Below are 20,085 nucleotides of genomic sequence, written 5' to 3' on the forward strand. Positions count from 1 at the left end.
CTACATGCACCGCTTTTTCTGTTTATGTTACCGATAACCTTCGTTCTGGTCTTTTTCGTCGATATCGTCGTTCACTTTGATCTCGGTATCAGGGATCGGGAAACGATAGTGGTGGTCGTCGATGCTCGTCGCCCAGGGGTTACGTTCCTTCACCAGTGACACCAGCTTGCCTGTACGGATGAGGTCCATGCGACGCCATCCTTCAAACGCCAGCTCGCGCATACGCTCGTCGAGAATGTTGACCTTAAAGTCGGCCTGCGACATGCCAGCCGACCAGGTCTGCTCTTCGGTAAGCGATCCGCCGAAGGCGCGCGTACGCACGGTCGTGTTAACCAGTTCTACCGCCGCGCTGGTCTGGCCTAGCTCGTTCAGACACTCGGCCTTGCACAACAGGATGTCCGCCAGGCGCAAGTAGGGCATAGGGAAACCACCATTCCAGAAACCGATCACACCTTGTGTACGGATATCTTCAAACTTACGGGTGTGCGGACCCAACTCATCTGCCTGGCCTGTCCAGGTCATCTGCGGCACACGGCCGTCGGGCAATGTCAGATCATACCGGATGCTGGCGTTCTTACGTGTATCGCCAGGTTCCCAGACACCACCATCGGCTTTGTCCTTGTAGTAATATGCCGTCGGCAAGGCCAGGTCGTATCCGCCGAAATAGGTCTTTCCATCAAGATCGGCTACAGGGCGTGAGCCTGCATGGTGCTGGGCCATGCTGTTGTCGGGTTGTATGTTCCGGAATTGAAACGAGTAGATCGACTCCGACAGGTTTTGGTTTGCCTCTGCGTTAAAGATCGTGGCATAGTTCGGCACCAGTGTAAAGTGCGGAATGACCGCGTCGAACTGTTCGATGGCCTTGGCATAGTCGCGTACATTCGCGGCTTCCGGCGCATACATATATACTTTACCCAGCAGGGCCTGCGCAACATAGCGGGTGGGCCGCTTCAGATCAGTCTGTGTTTCGGGTAGATTCTCAGCAGCAAACGTCAGGTCTTTGATGACCTGCGCATAGACGTCGGGTATCGGCTGCCGACCCAAGCGCGGGTTGTCCGCGTCGATGAGAGGCACTTCACCCCAAAACATCGCCACTTCAAACGTCATGGCTCCGCGTAGGAAAGCGCCGTATGCCTTGAGCTCGTTGGCGGTGGCATAACGGTATATCTGGCTGGCAGAGAAGATAATCGGCCACCGTGCATTCCACATGCCGGCAATCGTGGTGTTGGGTGCATTCAGGGCGCCATCATATTTATCCAGCGCTCCCTGGTCTGTGCTTTCCTTCACCTGTTGTCCGCCCTGCTGTGTTTCGTCGGTACCCAGGCTCAGGTAGAGCGCACCACGATCCTGACGGGTGTTGCGCCACTGCGTAAGCGCACCGTCAACCGCCAGGCCGATACGCTTATCGTCGGAAAACAAATCTTCTGCAATCAATTGGGTCTTGGGCTTTTCGTCCAGGAAATCTGAACACGACGCCAGGACAGCCAGTGTCACAAGTATATAAAGTATCTTAATCTTTTTCATAATACATGTTTTTGGATCCACGATACATCTCTTAGAAACCAAGGTTTACACCTACCACGAACATCCGGGCGGTCGGGTAACCATCGCCGTTCTCGGGATCATAGCCTTTGTATTTTGTCCACGTCTTCAGGTTGTTGCCCGTAACATAGATTCGGGCGTCTGACAGGCCGGTGCGGCCGATGACCGTTTTCGGGAGCGTATACGCCAGGGTCACAGTCGACAACCGCAGATACGATGCGTTCTGTACACCCCACGAAGTCTCACCGCTGGAATAACGCTCGTTGGTATCGAATGTAGCACGGGGTATGTTGGTGTCCGTGTTCTCAGGCGTCCAACGGTCCAGCATGTCTTTATGCGCCGCCGTATAGCCCGTACCATTGGTCAACTGTTCGTAGTACCAGCTGAGCGCCTTGGCACCATAGGAATAGGTGAACAACGCGTTAAGTGAAAAACCTCTCCACGATACGTTCGAAGAGAACCCGCCGTAGAATTTCGGATCTTTTTTGCCGATCACTACTTTATCATCCTGATCGATGATGCCATAACCGGGTTCGCCCGGTTTCTGCTGATCCCTTGGCAGGATATCACCGGGTTGCAAGTGTTTGCCGTTTGTCTGCAGACCTGCTACATAGTCCTTGTCTCCCGTCTGCATGATGCGGTCGAACTGCAACATATAGATAGTATTGATCGACTGGCCCACAAAGTAATTGCCTTCGCGTTGGATCTCGTTGTTGTTATACCCACCGAGCTTGTAAATCGCGTCTACGTCGCCGTAAAGCCGTGTCACTTTGTTTTTGTCGGCCGAGATATTAGCCGATACGTTCCACAGAACAGCGTCTGTCTGAACGACCGCGGCATTGACCGAAGCCTCTACACCACGGTTGGTCATCTCGCCGATGTTCTCGATTGTCTTCGCAAAACCAGAGGTTGTCGACAATGACCGCTCCATGAGCAGATTGGAGTTTTTGATGTGGAAATAATCCAGGCTCACCTGGATGCGGTTGTTTAACACCGCCAGGTCTGTACCAATGTTCAGCTGGTCTTGCTTTTCCCAGGTAAGGTCGCGGTTGCCACGTGTGTCACTCGGACGGAACTCGACAGCACCGTTGGAATAGGCCGCGTTGTATTTGGTATAGTAAGCATAGTCGGGAATATTCTGATTACCCGCACGGCCCCAGCCCGCACGCAGCTTGATCACGTCAAACAGTTCCTGATCGGCCAGGAAACCTTCGTTGGCAATATTCCAGGCCAGGGAGATAGACGGGAACCAACCCCAGCGATTCTCCGGAGCAAATTTCGACGAGCCGTCGTAGCGGGCCGTGATCGTAGCCATATAACGGTCGCCATACTCGTAGTTTACACGTCCCAGATAGGACATGAGCGAAGACCGGGTATAGTCCGATCCGATCGCAAAATTCGCTTTGTCATAAGCAGCGCCAAGATTATCGTAACCAAAGTCGTTGATCGGGAAACCACGGCCCATGGTGTTGGTCCATTTGAACTGATTCCGGCTTACACTCGTAGAAGCCAGGAAGGTAAGTGCGTGCTCGCCAAACTGTTTAGCATAGGTAATCGAATTGTCCCACTGGAAGTTGAAGACATGATCGGCATTTTGTTTTGCCTGACCTTGCCAGTTGTCCCGTATGGACTGCTGTATATCATTCGGAATATACTCGTAGAATTGCTGGTCGATGAAATCGACAGTCAGGTTGGTGCGAACCGTCAGACTTTTGATCGGATTTACGCTGAGGTAGTTCGAAGAAAAGAAACGATTCTTAGAACGATCTTGCGCAATGCGAAGCGAATTAACCGGGTTTTCGTTATCCTGGTTCCAGTTGTCGCCCCACGCCAGTCTCAGGGAAGTCGTATCGCTATTCAGCATCGGGTTGGCGCCACGCGCCTCTTCGAATACCTGACCGTCGACCAAATCTTCTTCTGTGCGGCTGAACGATGTGTTCGTGCCAACCTTAAGCCACGGCTTAATCGACTGCTCGGCGTTGATGCGGCCTGTGTATCGCTTAAAGCCGGAGCTTTGCACCAGGCCTTGTTGATTGAGGTAGCCCAGACTGATGTAATAGTTGCCTTTGTCGGTACCACCCGAAAAGCCCAGCACGTGGTTCTGCTGTACAGCCGACGAGCGGGTTACTTTGTCAAGCCAGTTATAGCTACGGCCCTGCGCAATGGTGCGCAACTCGTAGGGAGCAAACCGACCACCGCCGATAACCACGTCATTGACAAAGTTCTGGTGGGTGGCGTTGGGATTGGCCGCATAATACGCACCTCCGATGGAGGGCGCATTTTCCAGCGCGTCGATACGCAGATTGTACATATCCTGGGCGCCTAACGTCAGGTTTTCATTCAGAAAATCCTGAACACCCATCCAGCCATCGTACGTCACCTTTCCTTCTCCGTTCTTGCCCTTCTTGGTCGTGATGATCACTACGCCATTGGCACCGCGTGATCCGTATAGCGCCGTAGAAGAAGCATCTTTCAGTACGTTGATCGAAGCAACGTCACTGAGGTTTATCATGTTGAAGTCACGTTCCATCACCACACCGTCTACCACGTAGATAGGGCTGGCACCGTATTGCATAGAGTTGTTACCCCGCACGCGGATGGAAGCATTGCCGCCCGGTTCGGGGCTATTGCGAATGTATACACCCGTAGCGCGACCCTGCAGGGCTTCGTTGATCGTTCCTACCGGTCGCTCGCTGAGCGTAGATTGGTTGACGCTTACCACCGCACCCGTCAGGTCTTTTTCTTTCAGGGAAGCTCCTACGACCACAACCTCTTCCAACGAGCGAATGTCGGGTATCATCTGGATGTCCAGCTGTGTACGCTCGGAGAGTTGTATTTCTTGCGTGGCATAGCCGATGAACGACACCAACAGCACGTCGTTTTCATACGCAGTCGGGATGGACAGTGTATACTTGCCGTCGGCGTCCGTTACAGTACCGATGGACGTGCCCTTCACCAGCACGCTTACCCCCGGCAGTGCGGCGTTCGTCTCATCGGTGACCGTACCCGTTATCGTGCGATCGACGGGCTGTAAAGGCGGTGCGGGAACTACTGCACGCAGTACCTCTTTGCGCAATACGATCTGATCTTCGACCGCTTCAAATGCGATGGCGTACGGCGAAAATAATCGCTGCAGCACCTCGTCGAGCTCGTCGTTCGTGGCTTTCAGGCTTACCTTTTCGTGCACGGGCACTACTTCGGGGCTATAGATAAACCGTACGCCGGCAGCTTCTTCGATTTTGTTCAGGAGCGTGATCATCTCCTGGTTTTCAACATCAAGCGAAATTCGGCGATTTAGGGCTTCTTGTCCGTGGGTCTCGGTGGCCAATGCCATTCCTGAGCACGTCAGGACGATTAGAACCGGAATCATGGCTACTCTCATAATGAACATGAAAAATGAGCGATGGACATGTAAAGATTTTTCCATACATTGGATAGTTTTTTATTATTATTTATTACACCGGACCGGTGGTGCTGCGAACATCATCGGTCCTCTTGTTTGTAGGGTATTACAGTTATTTCATAGGCGTGGGGTTGGTTAGCTTGGGTTAGTTTCTACAGCCATGTCCTTCGATGGCCACGCGGTCGTTCGCCAACGTGTAGCGCACACCGATGGACCGGCAGATAAGATCAAGTTTAAGGGCGAAAGGCTCGTCGGTAAAACGGGCCGTTACCGAGCATCCTGCGACCTGTTGAGGGTCGTAGGCAATCGTCACGCCATACGCTTTCTCCAATGCCTTGAATGCCGCCGCGACGGGCGTTCCGGTGAACTGCAAATACGTATCGGGCACGTCGAGGGCATCGACCGCCGCCGCTTCCAGTCGAGTATGCTGCAGCTGTTTGCTCACTTCGCCATAAGTTAGTTGCTCGTTTTGCGTCAGTACCACATTGGGCTTCTGTTGAGGGTCCTGCGGCGAAGCAGCCCCGTCGGTATAAATTCCCACTGTACCGGTTCGTACGAGCACCCGTACCTGACGTCCGGGCGCCTGGGTGTTGATCTCGAAGCTCGTGCCCAACACTTTGGCAACGAGGTGGCCCGCGTTGACATAGAAAGGCTTTTTCGCATTCTTCGTTACTTCAAAAAATGCCTGTCCTTCTAAGACAACTTCGCGCGTGTTGCCATCAAATGCCTTCGGGTATAGGATTCGACTATTCTGCGAAAGCAACACGGAACTATTGTCGGGCAAGGTGATGAGGATGGGCTCCTCGCTTTCGTTTACGCGCTCGATGCGATAGTTGTCGGCAGTATACGTTGCTTGTTCAGTGTCTGATGATGTGAGCGTGGTAAAAAGATACCAGCTGGCGATAAACAATACAGCAGCCGATGCAGCGATCGTTAACCAGTATAAGGGCCGGCGCGAAGTTTTCTCTTCCAGTACAAGTTGGTGTTCTTCTTCATCGAGGATGTTGAGTATCTGCGCTACTTCCTGGCGAATTTCCGCATCGCTGATCGTTTCGGTATGTACGGGATGCACCGCAAGCACCATCGCCCGCGCACGTTCTACCGTCACGCGCTGTTGCGGGTTCTCATCCATCCACCGCCGCCAGGCCAGGTCTTCGCTGGCGCTGGGGTGCCGCACCCAGGCTCGAAACCGGCTGTCTTCGATGAAGTTCTCTACTGTATATTGTCTATAATGATCCATTGACCGCAATCGTGTGTATAATGAGGATAGACAACGATTGCATTTTTCTACTCTTCTTCCTGAAAAAGATTTTTCTAAAAACTTTTAAAACAAGGGCGACAGCCCTAAAAACGATGTTTTGGCTATCAAAAAACGTTTGCACATCGGACCTACACTTTTATATCCCACAAAAAAGTCCAACCTTTAAGCCACTTAATACAGGCTTAATATCGAGTACGCTTGAAATCACAACCATCCACGGATCAAGACGGTAGTCTTTGGGAGGAGTTTAGAAGGGGAAGTAAGGCTAGCTTTGAGACGCTCATTACGACGCATTATCGAAGCTTATTCAGCTACGGAACCAAATTCTCCAGAGATGCCGAGTTTGTAAAAGATTGCTTGCAAGAGCTGTTCCTGGAGCTTTGGCGTAACCGCCAAACGATTGGCGCTACTGACTATGTGAAGTCATACCTCTTTAAAAGCGTGCGGCACAAGATCTTCCGCGAGCTGCACAAGAATCGGTGGCACCTGAACGTCGAAACCATCGAAGACAACTATTACTTCGACGTGGAATTCTCCATCGAGCACCACCTCATTCGCGAACAAACGCTGCGCGAGACGTCCAACAAATTTGCCGAATTACTCAACACGCTCCCCAAGCGACAGAAAGAAATCATCTACCTGCGTTTTTACCAGGACCTCGAAGTATCCGAGATCGTACAGATCATGGAGATCAACGCGCAGTCTGTTTATAATCTGCTACACAAAGCCCTCGCCAACCTGCGTGAACCCTTCCAGGCCCGTAGGATAGTGTGAGAGCGAGAACGAAGAGAGAAGACAGAATCCCGTATTCGCTTTCACGCTCACACTCACACTGTCTCCTTCTCTCCCATCACACGCTGGATCTTCAACACCAACCCAATCTGCCCCAGGTGGTATATATCATGTTGAATCGTTCCGGCAACGGCCTGCTCATAGGTATATCCCGGCTGGTATTCTTCCGCCAGGTATCGATCGTCTTTCTGCAAAAGTATTGTTCGTAGGGTGCTTTGTGTATTTTGCAATTCGCGGCGAAGTGCTTCCCAGCCTCTTTCTTTTAGTGCATCGACCGGCAGAAAGTTAAGGCGCTCGCGTGTTTCGTCACGGTAGCGGTTGTCGCCCTGCAACCAATGGATCAATACGGTGCGCCAGTAAATGCAATGCCATACAATCTCGGCCACGCTGTGTACGCCAGGGACGGGCGTAGCAAAGGCCTGTTCCACAGTAAGTCCGTTCAGCTTGCCCAGCAGGCTCTCGTCGAGCCAGTTGCCGCCGTGGTATGTTTGCTCCAGCTGGTATAGATAGTGATGGATCTTCGTGCGCGATACATCAAAACACTCGTAGTGCCGGACATGCTCTTCGAATTCCAGCAAGATGCCCTGGTCGTCCGGATAATATTTTGCCCGCTGGAAATCGTCGCCCGCGAAGGCTTTTATGGAGGGTAGATCCTCCCATTCTGTAACAGTCCAGAAGTGACAGCCGTCATCCTCCTGCTTGCGCCATATTTTGGCCGACAGGTTGCCGGGCGTCTGCCGGTATTCTTCTGTGCCTGCGACCACAAGTTGTTCCAGGTACCGGTCGCCGTCCTCCGCGCGTGTTCGTCCATGCCAGATGCGTGTGATCATAAAGTGCGTTTTCCAAATCAATATCGCTAAAAAACGGTGCCGACCAATGCGCTGAAATGCACGACAAAATGCCCGCCACCAAGCCGTTTTCAAACAACCATTCGAACCTTTCGACGCTTTCCGGTGTCTAAGATTTTGTAAGCCCATCAGCGGCGGAGGATTGTAGCGATTGATAAAACTTTTACTCTAGCGTATTACCAGATGCCCGACTGTGCTGGAAACAGTACTGGAAGCTCCTTGTCTTCTGGCGTAGCGCTGTATTGATTCAAGTAAAAACAACCAACACAAATGATGAAGACCAGAAAAACGTTTCGGATGGGAATGGTGGGTTTGATAGCCGCCGTGTCCCTGGTGGTAGGAGGCTGTTTAGATGACGACTCCAACAACAATATCGTAAACATACCCGTGTCGTATGTCTCGTTGTACAATGCATCGCCGAACGCGCCGGCGTTGAACATCGTCGTTGACAATCGGCTGATCAACGGCAATGCCCCGCTGCGATATGCAGACTACACCGGCTACCTGCGATTTTATACCGGCGAACGCACGCTGGAAGTGGGCCCGTACGGTGCCAACAATGTAACCCTGGACACGGCCATTACGCTGGTGAACGACCGAGCCTACTCAATTTTTGTCGTCGACAACTATGAGAACGCCGAGTTGCTGGTGCTGAACGACTCATCGGCTGCCGAGCCGGCCACAGGCAAAGCCATGATACGTTTTGTCAACCTGTCGCCGGATGCCGCTCCGCTGACATTAAAAGTAAAAGATGCAGCAGGCAACCTGACGGATGCGCAGTCTTTCAAGGGCGCGACGCCGTTCCAGGAGGTGGATGCCCAGTCGTACAACTTTGAAGTTGTCGCGGGCGGCGAGTCAGTATTGAGCATTCCCAACGTATCGCTGCCGGCCAGGGCTTACAAAACGGTGCTGGTGCGCGGGTACAAAACACCCCCTGCCGGCAACACCAATGTGCTGAGCGGCGAAGTGATCGTACATTAAAAAAAACAATCCGGGCGCTTGTGTTTTATATACAAGCCCCGGTTATTTCTACGGCGCCCGCCATCGGTATTCTCTTCCATCTGTTATTCTCCACCTCTTGCTTACGAGGTAATGTTTTGCTCGATTTTACGGCCTTTCCAACCCTCTTTTTACGACGCCTACCGTATCTTGTCAGCTTTTACGCCGCATGAAATACATTCTCCTCTCCTTGTTTTTCCTGCTCGCGCCGACACTATACGCGCAGTGGACGGTCGAGTCGGTTCCCAACCAAAAGCTCGTCAACGGCAGCTACGTGTCAAACCCCGACGGCATTCTAACCGAGGCCACAACGGCCAACCTCGATGCCCTGCTTAAGAGCCTGGAAGACAGCACGACAGTGCAGGTAGCCGTCGTGGCAGTAAACTCCATTGGAGGCGTCGACATCTTTTCTTTTTCACAGGATCTTTTCACGCATTGGGGCGTCGGCCAGAAGACCAACGACAACGGCCTGCTCATCCTGCTCGTGGAAGACACTCACACCATCCGTTTTCACACGGGCTACGGACTGGAAGGGGTGCTGACCGATGCACGTTGCAAGCGCATTCAACAGGAATACATGGTACCCCTATTTAAGGAGGGTGATTACAACGGCGGCATGCTGGCGGGCATCGAGGCGGTTGTAAAGGTCATCAACGATCCGGCGTATGCCGATGAATTGGAAGCCGAGGAAACCAACAACGCCGTGGGCGATTACGCCGGCGCGGTCGCCTTTCTGTGTTTCTTTGTATTACCCGTCCTGCTGGTGTCGTTTGTCATCAAGCTGGTTAATAAATCTTTCAGCAATTCGAAAAACCCATCCCATACCGACTATCCCGAAATGCGGGTAACCAAGCTCGCATGGGTCGCGGAGTTCCTGCTGGCGCCTGCGCTGATCGTTGCCCTCATTGGCGTGAGCGGCACCGACCAGCCCTTTATCATTGCCATGCTTGGGTTGTATCTGTACTTCCTGATAACGTTGCTGCACCGCCAGTGGCGCATGAAGCGCGTCATGCGACGGTTGGTGAAAGACGGTGACTATCACGGCGTGGTCGGGTTCCTACGCAGCAACCAGGTCTATTGGTTCTTTATGGGACTGATATTTCCCCTGCCCTTCTTACCTTACTTCTTCTACCACCTCGTCCGTAAACGCCGCTATCGCAACCATCCACGCACCTGCGCCGGCTGCCAGGGGAATATGATCAAGCTCGACGAGAAGGCCGACGACGCATACCTGTCAAAAGCCCAGCTGATCGAAGAGAACATTCGTTCGGTGGACTACGACGTATGGCAATGCACAGCCTGCCAGAACACCGAAGCCTGGAATTATCCAAATCGTTCATCCCGGTATAAAAACTGCTCGTACTGCGGTTCACAGACGTCATACCTCATTAGCCGGAAAACATTGCGGGCAGCGACCTACTCGTCGTCAGGACAGGGTGAAGAGATCTATGGCTGCGTCCATTGCGGAAAACGCAAGCGCAGTACCTATAGCATTGCCCGGTTGGAGCGCTCGTCCAGCAGTAGCAGCAGCTCAGGCGGAAGCAGCTCCTCGTCCAGCGGCGGTAGCTGGGGTGGTGGCAGCTCGGGGGGTGGTGGGGCCAGCAGCAGCTGGTAAACGCTCCCCGGCAAAAACAGCAATTTCAACAGAATACTTACGCGGTCGAAGGACTAACCGGCGATCCTGCTATATTTCGTTGTATATAGTATATACCCTTCTATGAAAGTAATGCTGCTTTTGTTTATCCTGCCCTTCCTGACGACGGTCACCGTCAGGGCAGCGATGCGCGCCAAGGACATCAGCCCACTGGCCATCGAGTACTTTGTTTCGTCCGACCTCAAGGCCCTCCTCCGCCGCCTGGACGCCAGCCTTCAGAAAAACGATCCAACCCTTTACGCCACACTCCAGGCACCCCTCACCGACGCGGAGATACAAGCCCTCGAGAAAAAATACGACACAAAAGTGCCAGCCGAGCTGCGGGAGCTCTACCGTTGGAAGAACGGCCAGCGCGTTGACGGCAAGACACGAAGCCTTTTTGGCAGTAAGACTTTTATGACGCTGGAGGAAGCGCTCCTCAACCGCGACGAGTTGAACGACCTCACGACCTCTGAACAAACCGAAGATCAATTCAAGATCAGGAATTGGTGGCGGGTAAGCTGGATTCCCATTTTTGAAAACGGCGGCGGTGACTATCTGTGTTATGACACGGAAGGAACCTTTACCGGCAAGCCCAACCAGATCGTAGACTACTATCACGGCGAAAATTACCGCCGCGTTGTCGCGCCTACCCTGACGGCCATGTTGGAAGCCATCACAACCATAGTCGACAAACAGATCGAAGACGAAGACGACTACACCCGCGCGCACCACCCCGGCTACCCACGCCGCTTCGACCTGACCGAATAACACCTCTCCCTCCGATCAACGCCTACCGTGCTGTGCGGTAGGCAATACGGCTTATCGCCGACGCGCGTTCGCATACCCGTGTTAACGTTTCGATTATTGTTTATGCGACGTGTCTACAATTATGTGCACACGATTTCAACTTATCAATTATTCTCTTATCTTCATTACGTTATTCCATTTCTGTTGATGGGCCGAGATTGTCGGCTGCCATTTGTTTGTTTGCTTTCTGGTTTTTACGAGACGATATACGATCGGTATATCGCACAGCTTTGTATTGCCTTTTTTTCCGGCTCTCTGTGCAGATTGTTCTGTGAGATGGGGTATTTCCGTAGGTAGTTCTATAGGGGTTTTGCTATCGGTAAACATGTATATGTATTGCTATACCTGACTATGTCCGCTATGAATCTTTCTATCAATATAACCCCTAAACACTATGCGCATACCACTACACAACCACTGGTGCGGTATGGCCCTGGTGGCAGGCCTTTGCCTGTCGCCGGCCCACGCCTTTGCCCATGCGGCAACACCTCCTTCAAATGCTAACCACATTCATGCCCGGCTGCCGATCGACATCACGATCACGGGCCGTGTAACCGACGACACAAACAGCCCGTTGCCCGGCGTAAACGTTCTGGTAAAAGGTACCGCGAATGGTACGACCTCGGATGCCGATGGGAACTACCGTATCTCGGCTCCGGAAACCGCTACGCTGGTTTTCTCTTTCATTGGCTATACTGTCCAGGAGGTTCCGGTCAACAACCAAACGATCATCAACGTATCCCTGGTACCCGACGTTGTATCCCTCTCCGAAGTGGTCGTTACCGGCTACGGCTCCCAATCGAAGCGCGACATCACCGGTGCCGTGGCGACCATTGATGCCAACCGGTTATTAACGACACCCTCCACAAACTTCGGGCAGGCCATGCAAGGAAAAGTGGCCGGTGTAACAGTCGGCAACGAGAACAGTCCGGGTGGCGGCGTGATGGTCCGTATCCGCGGCTTTGGTACCATCAATGACAACTCGCCCCTCTATGTCGTCGACGGTGTGCCGACCAAGGGCAACATCAATACACTCAATCCCAACGACATCGAGTCCATGCAGATCCTGAAAGATGCTTCCGCCGCGTCGATCTATGGTTCGCGTGCCGGCAACGGTGTAATCATCATCACCACGAAGAAAGGCAAAGTGGGCAAGCCGGTCTTTACGTACGACATGTACATTGGCACACAACGACCGGGCAAATTGCTCGACTTGCTTAACACACAGGAGTACGCCCAGCTGACGTGGGAATCCCGCATCAATGCCGGCGTAGTATCGGATGTGAACGGCTACCCCAGGCACGCGCAGTTTGGCAATGGCCCCACGCCCGTTATACCCGACTACATTTTCCCCGCGGGCGCCATGGAAGGTGATCCGCGTGTGGCGCAGGATGCTAACGGCAACTACATCAATTACAGTCGTGACATCGACAACGCCAGCTTTAACCGCGACAAGTGGCTGATCACCAAAGCCAACAAACAAGGCACCGATTGGCTGAATGAAATCTTCGACCCGGCGCCCATTCAAAACCATCAAATCGGTGTGTCGGGTGGTAATGAGAGCGGCCGGTATGCCATGTCGGTAAACTACTTCAACCAGGAAGGCATCATGATCTATACCAACTACAAACGCTACTCGCTTCGCGCCAACACAGAATTCAACATCAACAAGCGCGTGCGTGTGGGTGAGAACTTACAAGTGGCCTTTGGCCAACGCGTAAACCAACCCAACGGCAACAGCAACGAAAGCAACCCGACCTCCTTTGCTTTCCGCATTCAGCCTATTGTGCCGGTATACGATGTATCGGGCATCACCTTTGCCGGTACGCGCGGCACCGACCTCGACAACTCGCGCAACCCCGTCGCGGACCTCTGGCGTAACAAGGACAATATGCAAAAAGAGCTGCGCCTGTTTGGTAATATCTATACCGAAGTCGATATTCTCGACAACCTCACGGCCAAGACCAGCTTCGGCGTAGACTACAATACCTTCAACTTCCGCGATTATATCATCCGTGACATCGAGTCGTCGGAAGCGCGCGGCTCCAATTCTCTCAAGACCACGAACAACTACGAGTGGACCTGGACCTGGTTTAATACGCTAACGTATAATGTTACTGTTAACGACATCCACCGCCTCAACTTCATCATCGGTACCGAGTCCATTAAAGATTACTACGAAACGTTTGACGCCAGCCGCACGAACTTCTCGTCTGACGATCTCGAAAACCGGTATCTCAGCAGCGGCACAGGCGCACAAACCAACAACGGCGGCGCCAGCGACTGGATGCTGGCGTCCGAGTTCGCGAAGATCAATTACACCCTCTCGGACAGATATCTGCTGGAGGGCACGTTGCGTCGCGACCGCTCCTCGCGGTTCTCCGCGAACAACCTGGTGGCCTACTTCCCGGCAGCAAGCGCCGGGTGGATATTTTCGGAAGAGCGTTTTGCGCAAGGCGCGAGTAACTGGCTCGACCGGGCGAAGCTGCGGATAGGCTGGGGCCAAACCGGCAACCAGGAGATTGGCTACTATAACTCGTCTACAATCTTCTCTACCAGCCCGGCAGCATCAGGTTACGACCTCAGCGGCTCGCGTACGTCGGTAATCCCGGGGTATGAAATAACACAGTTCGGTAACCCCAACGCCAAGTGGGAAACTACTACGTCCACCAACGTGGGGCTTGATCTTACGCTGTTGGGCAATAAGCTGGATATTAACCTCGACTGGTATAATCGTGTTACGTCGGACATGCTGTTTCCGGTGGCCAGTCCGCTTACATCGGGCGTAGCGATAGTGCCTTTCCGCAACATCGGCTCGATGCGCAACCGCGGCATCGACCTGGCGGTGGCCTACCACGGCCAAGCCATGGGCGGCGAAGTTTTCTACGACGTCGAAGGTAATTTCAGCACGTATCGCAACGTCGTAACGAAAACTACCGGCGATGCCAACACGCAATACTTCGGCATCAACGACGAGCGCATTCAGAACTTCGTCGTGACGCAACAGGACTACCCCATCTCATCGTTCTTTGGCTACATCATCGATGGCATCTTCCAGAGCGATGACCAGGCGGCAGCCGCCCCCAAGAACAACCTGGGCACAAACCAAAATCGCGCCGGTCGATTTATCTTCCGCGACGTAAGCGGCCCGGATGGCGTACCCGACGGTGTGATCAACACACGCGACCTGACGATCATCGGCAATCCACACCCTGACTTTACGTATGGCATTAACCTGAATGTGCGGTATAAAAACTTTGGCTTGACGCTCTTCGGTCAGGGTGTCGCGGGCAATGACATTTTCAACTATGTCAAATACTGGACGGACTTCCCCACGTTCGCGGGTAACCGCAGCAAGCGGATGTTATACGAATCGTGGCGTCCGGGTAAAACAGACGCGGTATTGCCGCAGCTCACCTCCAGTGACCAGGTGAGCATTTCCCCCTCGACATACTATATTGAATCAGGTTCGTACTTCCGGTTTAAGAATATCCAACTTACCTATTCCCTGCCGCAGACGCTGGTGTCTAAGATCGGACTGTCGTCAGTGCGTGTTTATGTCCAGGGACAGAACCTGATCACGCTCACCAACTACTCCGGCATGGACCCGGAGATCAACCTGCGGAACTATGTTGCGGGCAACGACCGCGTAGCGGGAACCTATACCTATACGTCTGGCACGGACCGTCAACTGGGTGTGGACGGTGGCGCATATCCCGCTGCTAAACAATACCTGGTTGGCCTTAATCTCACCTTCTAACCGACATGCCTTATGAAAACCAAGATCATCATACTTTGCTGCATAGCACTGATCAGCCTCTGGACAGGCTGTTCTGACTCTTTCCTGGAAACCAAGCCCAAGGCCGCGCTGCTCACGCCCTCCTTACGCAGCTATTCCGGGGCCAACGCGCTCCTGACCGGGGCGTATGCCCTGCTCGACGGCTGGGCTACAACCGAAGGAGCGTATCGCTCCTATCAGGTCGGCGCCGACAACTGGGTGTACGGTAGCGTCGCGTCCGATGACGCCTATAAAGGCACGATTGCCGGCGACCAGCCGCCCATTTCACTGATTGAGCAAGCCAACATCTCATCCGACAATATATACTTCCGCGGCAAGTGGCGGGGCATGTATGACGGCATTGCGCGCTGCAACGACTTGCTGCAGCTGTTACCCCAGATTACCGAGAATATTACCGACGATCAGCGCACGCAATTGATAGCCGAAGCGCGATTCCTGCGCGGCCACTATCACTTCGAGCTGAAAAAGATGTTCAACATGGTGCCCTACATCGATGAAACGATCTACAATCCGAACGACCTGGAAAGCACCAAAGTACCGAACGACGAAGACATCTGGCCCCGTATTGAAGAAGACCTGCAGGCCGCCTACAACGCCTTGCCTGCTACACAACGCCAGCGTGGCCGCGCCACTAAGTGGGCTGCCGCCGCTACACTGGCGAAAGCGTACCTGTTCCAGGAAAAATATCCCGAAGCCAAAGTACTGCTGGACGCGATCGTCGCCAGCAATCAGTATCAACTTGTTGACCGCTTCCACGATAACTTCCGCGCGGTGACCAACAACAACCAGGAGTCAATCTTTGAAGTACAATACTCGGTGAACGATGGTGCACCCGGGGGTGAGAATGGTAACATTGGCTCTACGCTCAACTACCCCTACGGCGGTGGGGGTGTGACAACGTGCTGTGGTTTCTTCCAACCGTCCCAGAACTTAGTAAACGCTTTTAAGACGGACGCCAACGGGCTACCCTTGCTCGACGATTTTAATGACGAAGATGTCGAGAATGATCAGGGCATTGAAGCCACCGCTGCCTTTACTCCCTATGCAGGCACACTGGACCCGCGGCTCGACTGGACCGTCGGCCGCCGTGGTATACCGTATCTCGATTGGGGCGTACATCCCGGCAAGACGTATGTTCGTGACCAGTCATACGCGGGTCCTTATTCTCCCAAAAAGCACGTCATGTATCGCTCGGATGTTGGTACCTATACATTTGTTGGCAACCCACGTCTGAACGCTAACAACTATCGCATGATTCGATATGCGCATGTGTTGCTCTGGCTGGCAGAGATTGCCGTGCGGCAAGCCGACCTGGAGACAGCCCGCGATTATGTAAATCAGGTACGAGCCCGTGCCGCCAATCCGGACGGATGGGTAAAAAATGCGGATGGGACACCCGCGGCCAACTATGTCATTAACGAATATACCGATCCCTGGACAGACGCCGATATGGCATTGAAGGCTGTACAATTCGAGCAACGGCTGGAATTTGCGATGGAGGGACATCGTCGATTTGATTTAGTGCGCTGGAAAATTGCAGAGGAGACACTGAATGCATACTACGAGGTCGAAGGAACAAAACGAGCTTATTTGAACGGTGTGCGATTCGTGCCAAATAAGCATGAATATTTTCCGATTCCCCTGCAAGAAATATTAAATACGCAGGTGAATGGAAAAGCTACGCTGGAGCAGAATCAGAACTACTGATACCGATAGCGGCAGACTTAAGAAATAAACCCTATCGCAGGACCGGCGCGCGTGCATACCGTGTAACCTAAACTAACCCGGGGAGCGTTTCCCCCGCGGCCGTGTCCTGCGATAGGATCTAAATGTCTTTACTTGAAATAGATGTTACCGGGTACGTTGGATGATCCAGTCCGAGACAATATTCAGCACCTCGGGTGAAATGGTTTCGGTCAGTTTCGTATACTCTTGTTGGGTACAGGTCTCGCAGTGCTGGAACATGTGGTTGAGGCCGGGCATCTTGCGTTCGGTATGGTCAGCATTGCCCACCAGGTTTACGCGGAACGCCTCCAGGTTGGAGTCGGCATCGACCATCACATCGCGATCGCCATTCAGAGCCAATACCGGCACGCGTATACGCCGGATGTCGGCCGATGGGTCAAGCATAATCATGTGCCGATACCACGGCGCCTGCGGCAGGATCAGGAAGCGGGCGATATACCGGTCGCCGATATAGTCGTCGAAGCGCATCTTGTGAAGCAGCGCAGTGGACTGCTCTTTTTTCCATGCACGGAATTCGCGCATCATCAAGGTATCCACCCGCGGATCGTCCACGTGATCGTGAATAATACGGAACAATCGGCGGTTCAACGAGTTGTAGGCGGTCATTTCGTCCGGCGTAATCGGCGACTGGTTGACGATGCCCTCGTTCTGCAGGGTGACACTCTGCAGGCCATCGATCGCCACGCCTGCCAGGCTTACCAGAAAGGCAACGTCTGCACAATTCGCCGTGGCAATGCTGGCCATGGTACCGCCTTCGCTATGCCCGATAATGCCGATATGGCGACGGTCGACCTGCTTCATGGTCTGGAGAAACTTTACACCTGCGATCACGTCATGGGCAAAGTCGGTGGTCGTTGCAGAATCGAAGCTGCCGGTCGACTCGCCTACCCCGCGGTCGTCGGCCCACAGCACAGCCACCCCGTGGCGGCACAGGTGGTCGACGATCACGTTGTAGTACGGGTGCCGACCCATCGTGGAAGTACGGTCCTGTCTGCCCGTGCCCGGCACCAGGATCGCCACGGGCGGCTTTTTAACTCCGGCAGGTAGGTACAGCGTGGCGGCCAGGGTCACGCCTGTCGCCCCACCCGGATAGAGTACCTCCTGCTGTATACAGGGAAGCGGAAGCCGGGGCGCTTGCGCCACCGACTCCGCAGCAGACGGGCTGCCCTCCTCGCGGTACGTTTGGCCCAGAACCGACCCCACGAGCAGGCTCATCAGGACCAGAATGAAATATACCGTCTTGCTCATATCGCTTTACGCGTAAGCTCTACCATCGTCGCGATCTCGTCGGCCAGCTCCGTCGGGCTGCCCATATACCCCACGGTAATAAAGCGCAGGTTTCCGTTGGCGTCGATGATCAGTTTTTGCGGTATACCCGAGATCGTAAAATCCTCGCAAATCTTGGTGAATACGGCGTCATTATACTTGCCGCTGCCTTTTACATCAAACAGGATGTTGAAGGGATAGTTGTTCTTCGTAATATAGCTCATCACGTTTTCCTTGTAACCAGCGTTACGCTCCTGCGTGTCGACGAAATAGAACACCACGTCGGGATCATTCTTATACTTCTCTACCGCCAGCTTCATGCCCGGGAACGACGCCTTGCAGGGCGTACACCACGTGGCCCAAAAGTCGAGGATCACGATCTTGCCTTTGAGCGACGCCAGCGTCACCGGCTTGCCCTTGGCGTCCACCAGCTTGAAGTCGGTCATCTTGCGGTTGATCATCGTCTTGCCGATCCGGTCGTGCTCGGCCTGCACCTCGGTCGCATTCTTCAGCGACTGGATATACGCATCGAAGCCCCCGTCGTTGCCGTGCTGCTTCACATAACCTTCGCGCAGCTTGTCAAGTATCCAGGGCGTACTCTGATTTTCATGCACGCTGGCGAGCATCACACGATCACGCTTCTCGGTCTGGCCGGCATTGTCCAGCAGGAAGGCATGAGCCCCGTTCAGCTCGGCATGCTTATAGTGCAGCGCCTCTTGCGCAACATTGGCATACCGAAGCGCCTCGGCATTGTTGCCGGTCTTCTTCAGAATATCGACATACGTAACCACATACCCGATGTAGCTGCGCCGGGTGTCTGCCAGCCATTCCGACGGCGCCAGATGCCGGTGCGACGCTGGACGCTCAGTCTGCAAAACCTCCATGCGCTGAATGATCTGGATAGCGTACGGCAACAATTGCTCGTCGGTCATAAAACCCGTATTGTGCCCGATCTGAATGGCCTTGTAATACATCAGCACCAGCATGTCGTACGACGCGTTGGGCACCAACGGAATCAGTGCCGCGTAGTTCTTCTTAGGAAGCTCGACGCCAAAAATGGGCGCGTAGATACGGCTATAGTTAACCATATTCTCGTAATCGAATGCTCGGTCTGCCTGCGTTTCGGGATAGTCGCGCAGGAACGTATGGCACATCGCGCACTTCTTCGCCACGTCGCGCTCTTGCTCAATCTGTTTGTAAATTTGCAGCTTGGCCTGATTTCCTTTCGGGAATTTGGCGACAACCGCTTTGCGCACGGAGTCGGCATGCACTTGATCTTGCAATTGCTGCTGATACACCTTCGCCACCTGGATCATCTCTTGTTCGGTTACGTCCGGCTGCGAAAGAATATAGTCCACCTCTTGCTGTATGCGGGGCTTCTTCGCATCGCCCTCTACTTTCGCCAGCAGCACCATGGCCGGGTAAAAAACGCGGCGGCGGCTTGTCGGGTGATGCATCAGTTCCTGCCTGATCCAGTACAAAGCGACCTCATCGGCAATGGCCGCCTCCGGATTGTCATAGCCCGGCAAACCAAAACTGCCGCCCGTGGGATTACGCAGGAATGCCCATCCAATGAATGCGCTGGGCATCTGCCCTCCTTTCGGGTCGGTGATCATATAAGCATAAGTAGTCTTTCCACCGTAGTCGACCACCGTATCGGCCTGAAACACGCAGACGGTCAGCGCACCGTCCGCAGGCACTGTATACGAAGAGGTCCATTCACGGCCGTTCTTGCGCAGCGTCAGGTCGTTGCCCTCCCATTGAAAATCATGGAATAGATACAAACGGCCGGTAACACCGTCTTTTCCTTCCAGGGGGGTGCCCGCCGGATTGTAGTGTACGGTAATAGTCGTGCCCGGCGTTGGGAGCTCGGGTGTAATGTAAAATGTTTTGGTGGAGTCCTGTCCCCAGGCAATACCGTGTAAGAGCAGGAACATAAATGTTCCTGCTAATAGTGTTATATACTTCATGAAATAGTTGGTTGTT

At 53.5% G+C, this 20,085-nt stretch carries 12 protein-coding genes; 6 read left to right on the forward strand and 6 right to left on the reverse strand.

The features are described 5' to 3' along the window. Positions 1–27 precede the first annotated feature (27 nt). The 3 genes from K7P01_RS27165 to K7P01_RS27175 form a co-directional block, all read right to left on the reverse strand. A complete protein-coding gene (locus K7P01_RS27165) occupies positions 28–1,524 on the reverse strand; it encodes a RagB/SusD family nutrient uptake outer membrane protein (RefSeq protein WP_267297747.1) in 1,497 nt (498 codons plus the stop codon). 31 nt (positions 1,525–1,555) lie between these two features. Further along, complete coding sequence (locus K7P01_RS27170; protein WP_267297748.1) at positions 1,556–4,969, reverse strand: TonB-dependent receptor; 3,414 nt, start codon at positions 4,967–4,969, stop codon at positions 1,556–1,558. Positions 4,970–5,090: 121 nt separating this feature from the next. Further along, positions 5,091–6,185: a FecR family protein gene (locus K7P01_RS27175; protein ID WP_267297749.1), complete on the reverse strand. Its 1,095-nt coding sequence runs from the start codon at positions 6,183–6,185 to the stop codon at positions 5,091–5,093. A 219-nt stretch (positions 6,186–6,404) separates the two neighbouring features. Here K7P01_RS27175 and K7P01_RS27180 point away from each other — a divergent pair, with 219 nt between their 5' ends. Further along, a complete protein-coding gene (locus K7P01_RS27180) occupies positions 6,405–6,980 on the forward strand; it encodes an RNA polymerase sigma factor (RefSeq protein ID WP_267297750.1) in 576 nt (191 codons plus the stop codon). A 53-nt stretch (positions 6,981–7,033) separates the two neighbouring features. Here the strand turns inward: K7P01_RS27180 and K7P01_RS27185 are convergent, their stop codons facing one another. Next, positions 7,034–7,828 carry a DinB family protein gene (locus K7P01_RS27185; RefSeq protein ID WP_267297751.1) on the reverse strand — a complete coding sequence of 265 codons (795 nt, stop codon included), beginning with the start codon at positions 7,826–7,828 and terminating at the stop codon, positions 7,034–7,036. A 288-nt stretch (positions 7,829–8,116) separates the two neighbouring features. On the opposite strand from K7P01_RS27185, the gene K7P01_RS27190 reads away from it, so the two are divergent. From K7P01_RS27190 to K7P01_RS27210, 5 genes are all read left to right on the forward strand, one after another. Next, on the forward strand, positions 8,117–8,827 hold the full coding sequence (locus K7P01_RS27190) for a DUF4397 domain-containing protein (RefSeq protein ID WP_267297752.1): 711 nt from the start codon (positions 8,117–8,119) through the stop codon (positions 8,825–8,827). A gap of 187 nt (positions 8,828–9,014) precedes the next feature. Then, positions 9,015–10,460 carry a TPM domain-containing protein gene (locus tag K7P01_RS27195; protein ID WP_267297753.1) on the forward strand — a complete coding sequence of 482 codons (1,446 nt, stop codon included), beginning with the start codon at positions 9,015–9,017 and terminating at the stop codon, positions 10,458–10,460. A gap of 102 nt (positions 10,461–10,562) precedes the next feature. Continuing rightward, positions 10,563–11,249, forward strand: a complete 687-nt coding sequence (locus K7P01_RS27200) for an SMI1/KNR4 family protein (RefSeq protein ID WP_267297754.1) — start codon at positions 10,563–10,565, stop codon at positions 11,247–11,249. A gap of 433 nt (positions 11,250–11,682) precedes the next feature. Continuing rightward, the gene (locus K7P01_RS27205) at positions 11,683–15,048 is read left to right on the forward strand and encodes a SusC/RagA family TonB-linked outer membrane protein (protein WP_267297755.1); all 3,366 of its coding nucleotides are present in this window, start codon (positions 11,683–11,685) and stop codon (positions 15,046–15,048) included. A gap of 12 nt (positions 15,049–15,060) precedes the next feature. Continuing rightward, the gene (locus K7P01_RS27210) at positions 15,061–16,794 is read left to right on the forward strand and encodes a RagB/SusD family nutrient uptake outer membrane protein (RefSeq protein WP_267297756.1); all 1,734 of its coding nucleotides are present in this window, start codon (positions 15,061–15,063) and stop codon (positions 16,792–16,794) included. 144 nt (positions 16,795–16,938) lie between these two features. On the opposite strand, the gene K7P01_RS27215 is transcribed toward K7P01_RS27210, so the two are convergent. Beyond that, positions 16,939–18,081, reverse strand: a complete 1,143-nt coding sequence (locus K7P01_RS27215; protein ID WP_267297757.1) for an alpha/beta hydrolase family protein — start codon at positions 18,079–18,081, stop codon at positions 16,939–16,941. After that, positions 18,078–20,069: a TlpA family protein disulfide reductase gene (locus tag K7P01_RS27220; protein ID WP_267297758.1), complete on the reverse strand. Its 1,992-nt coding sequence runs from the start codon at positions 20,067–20,069 to the stop codon at positions 18,078–18,080. The genes K7P01_RS27215 and K7P01_RS27220 overlap by 4 nt, the downstream gene beginning before the upstream one ends. Positions 20,070–20,085: the final 16 nt, after the last annotated feature.

Source organism: Parachryseolinea silvisoli, assembly GCF_021190955.1.
Classification (GTDB): domain Bacteria; phylum Bacteroidota; class Bacteroidia; order Cytophagales; family Cyclobacteriaceae; genus Ohtaekwangia; species Ohtaekwangia silvisoli.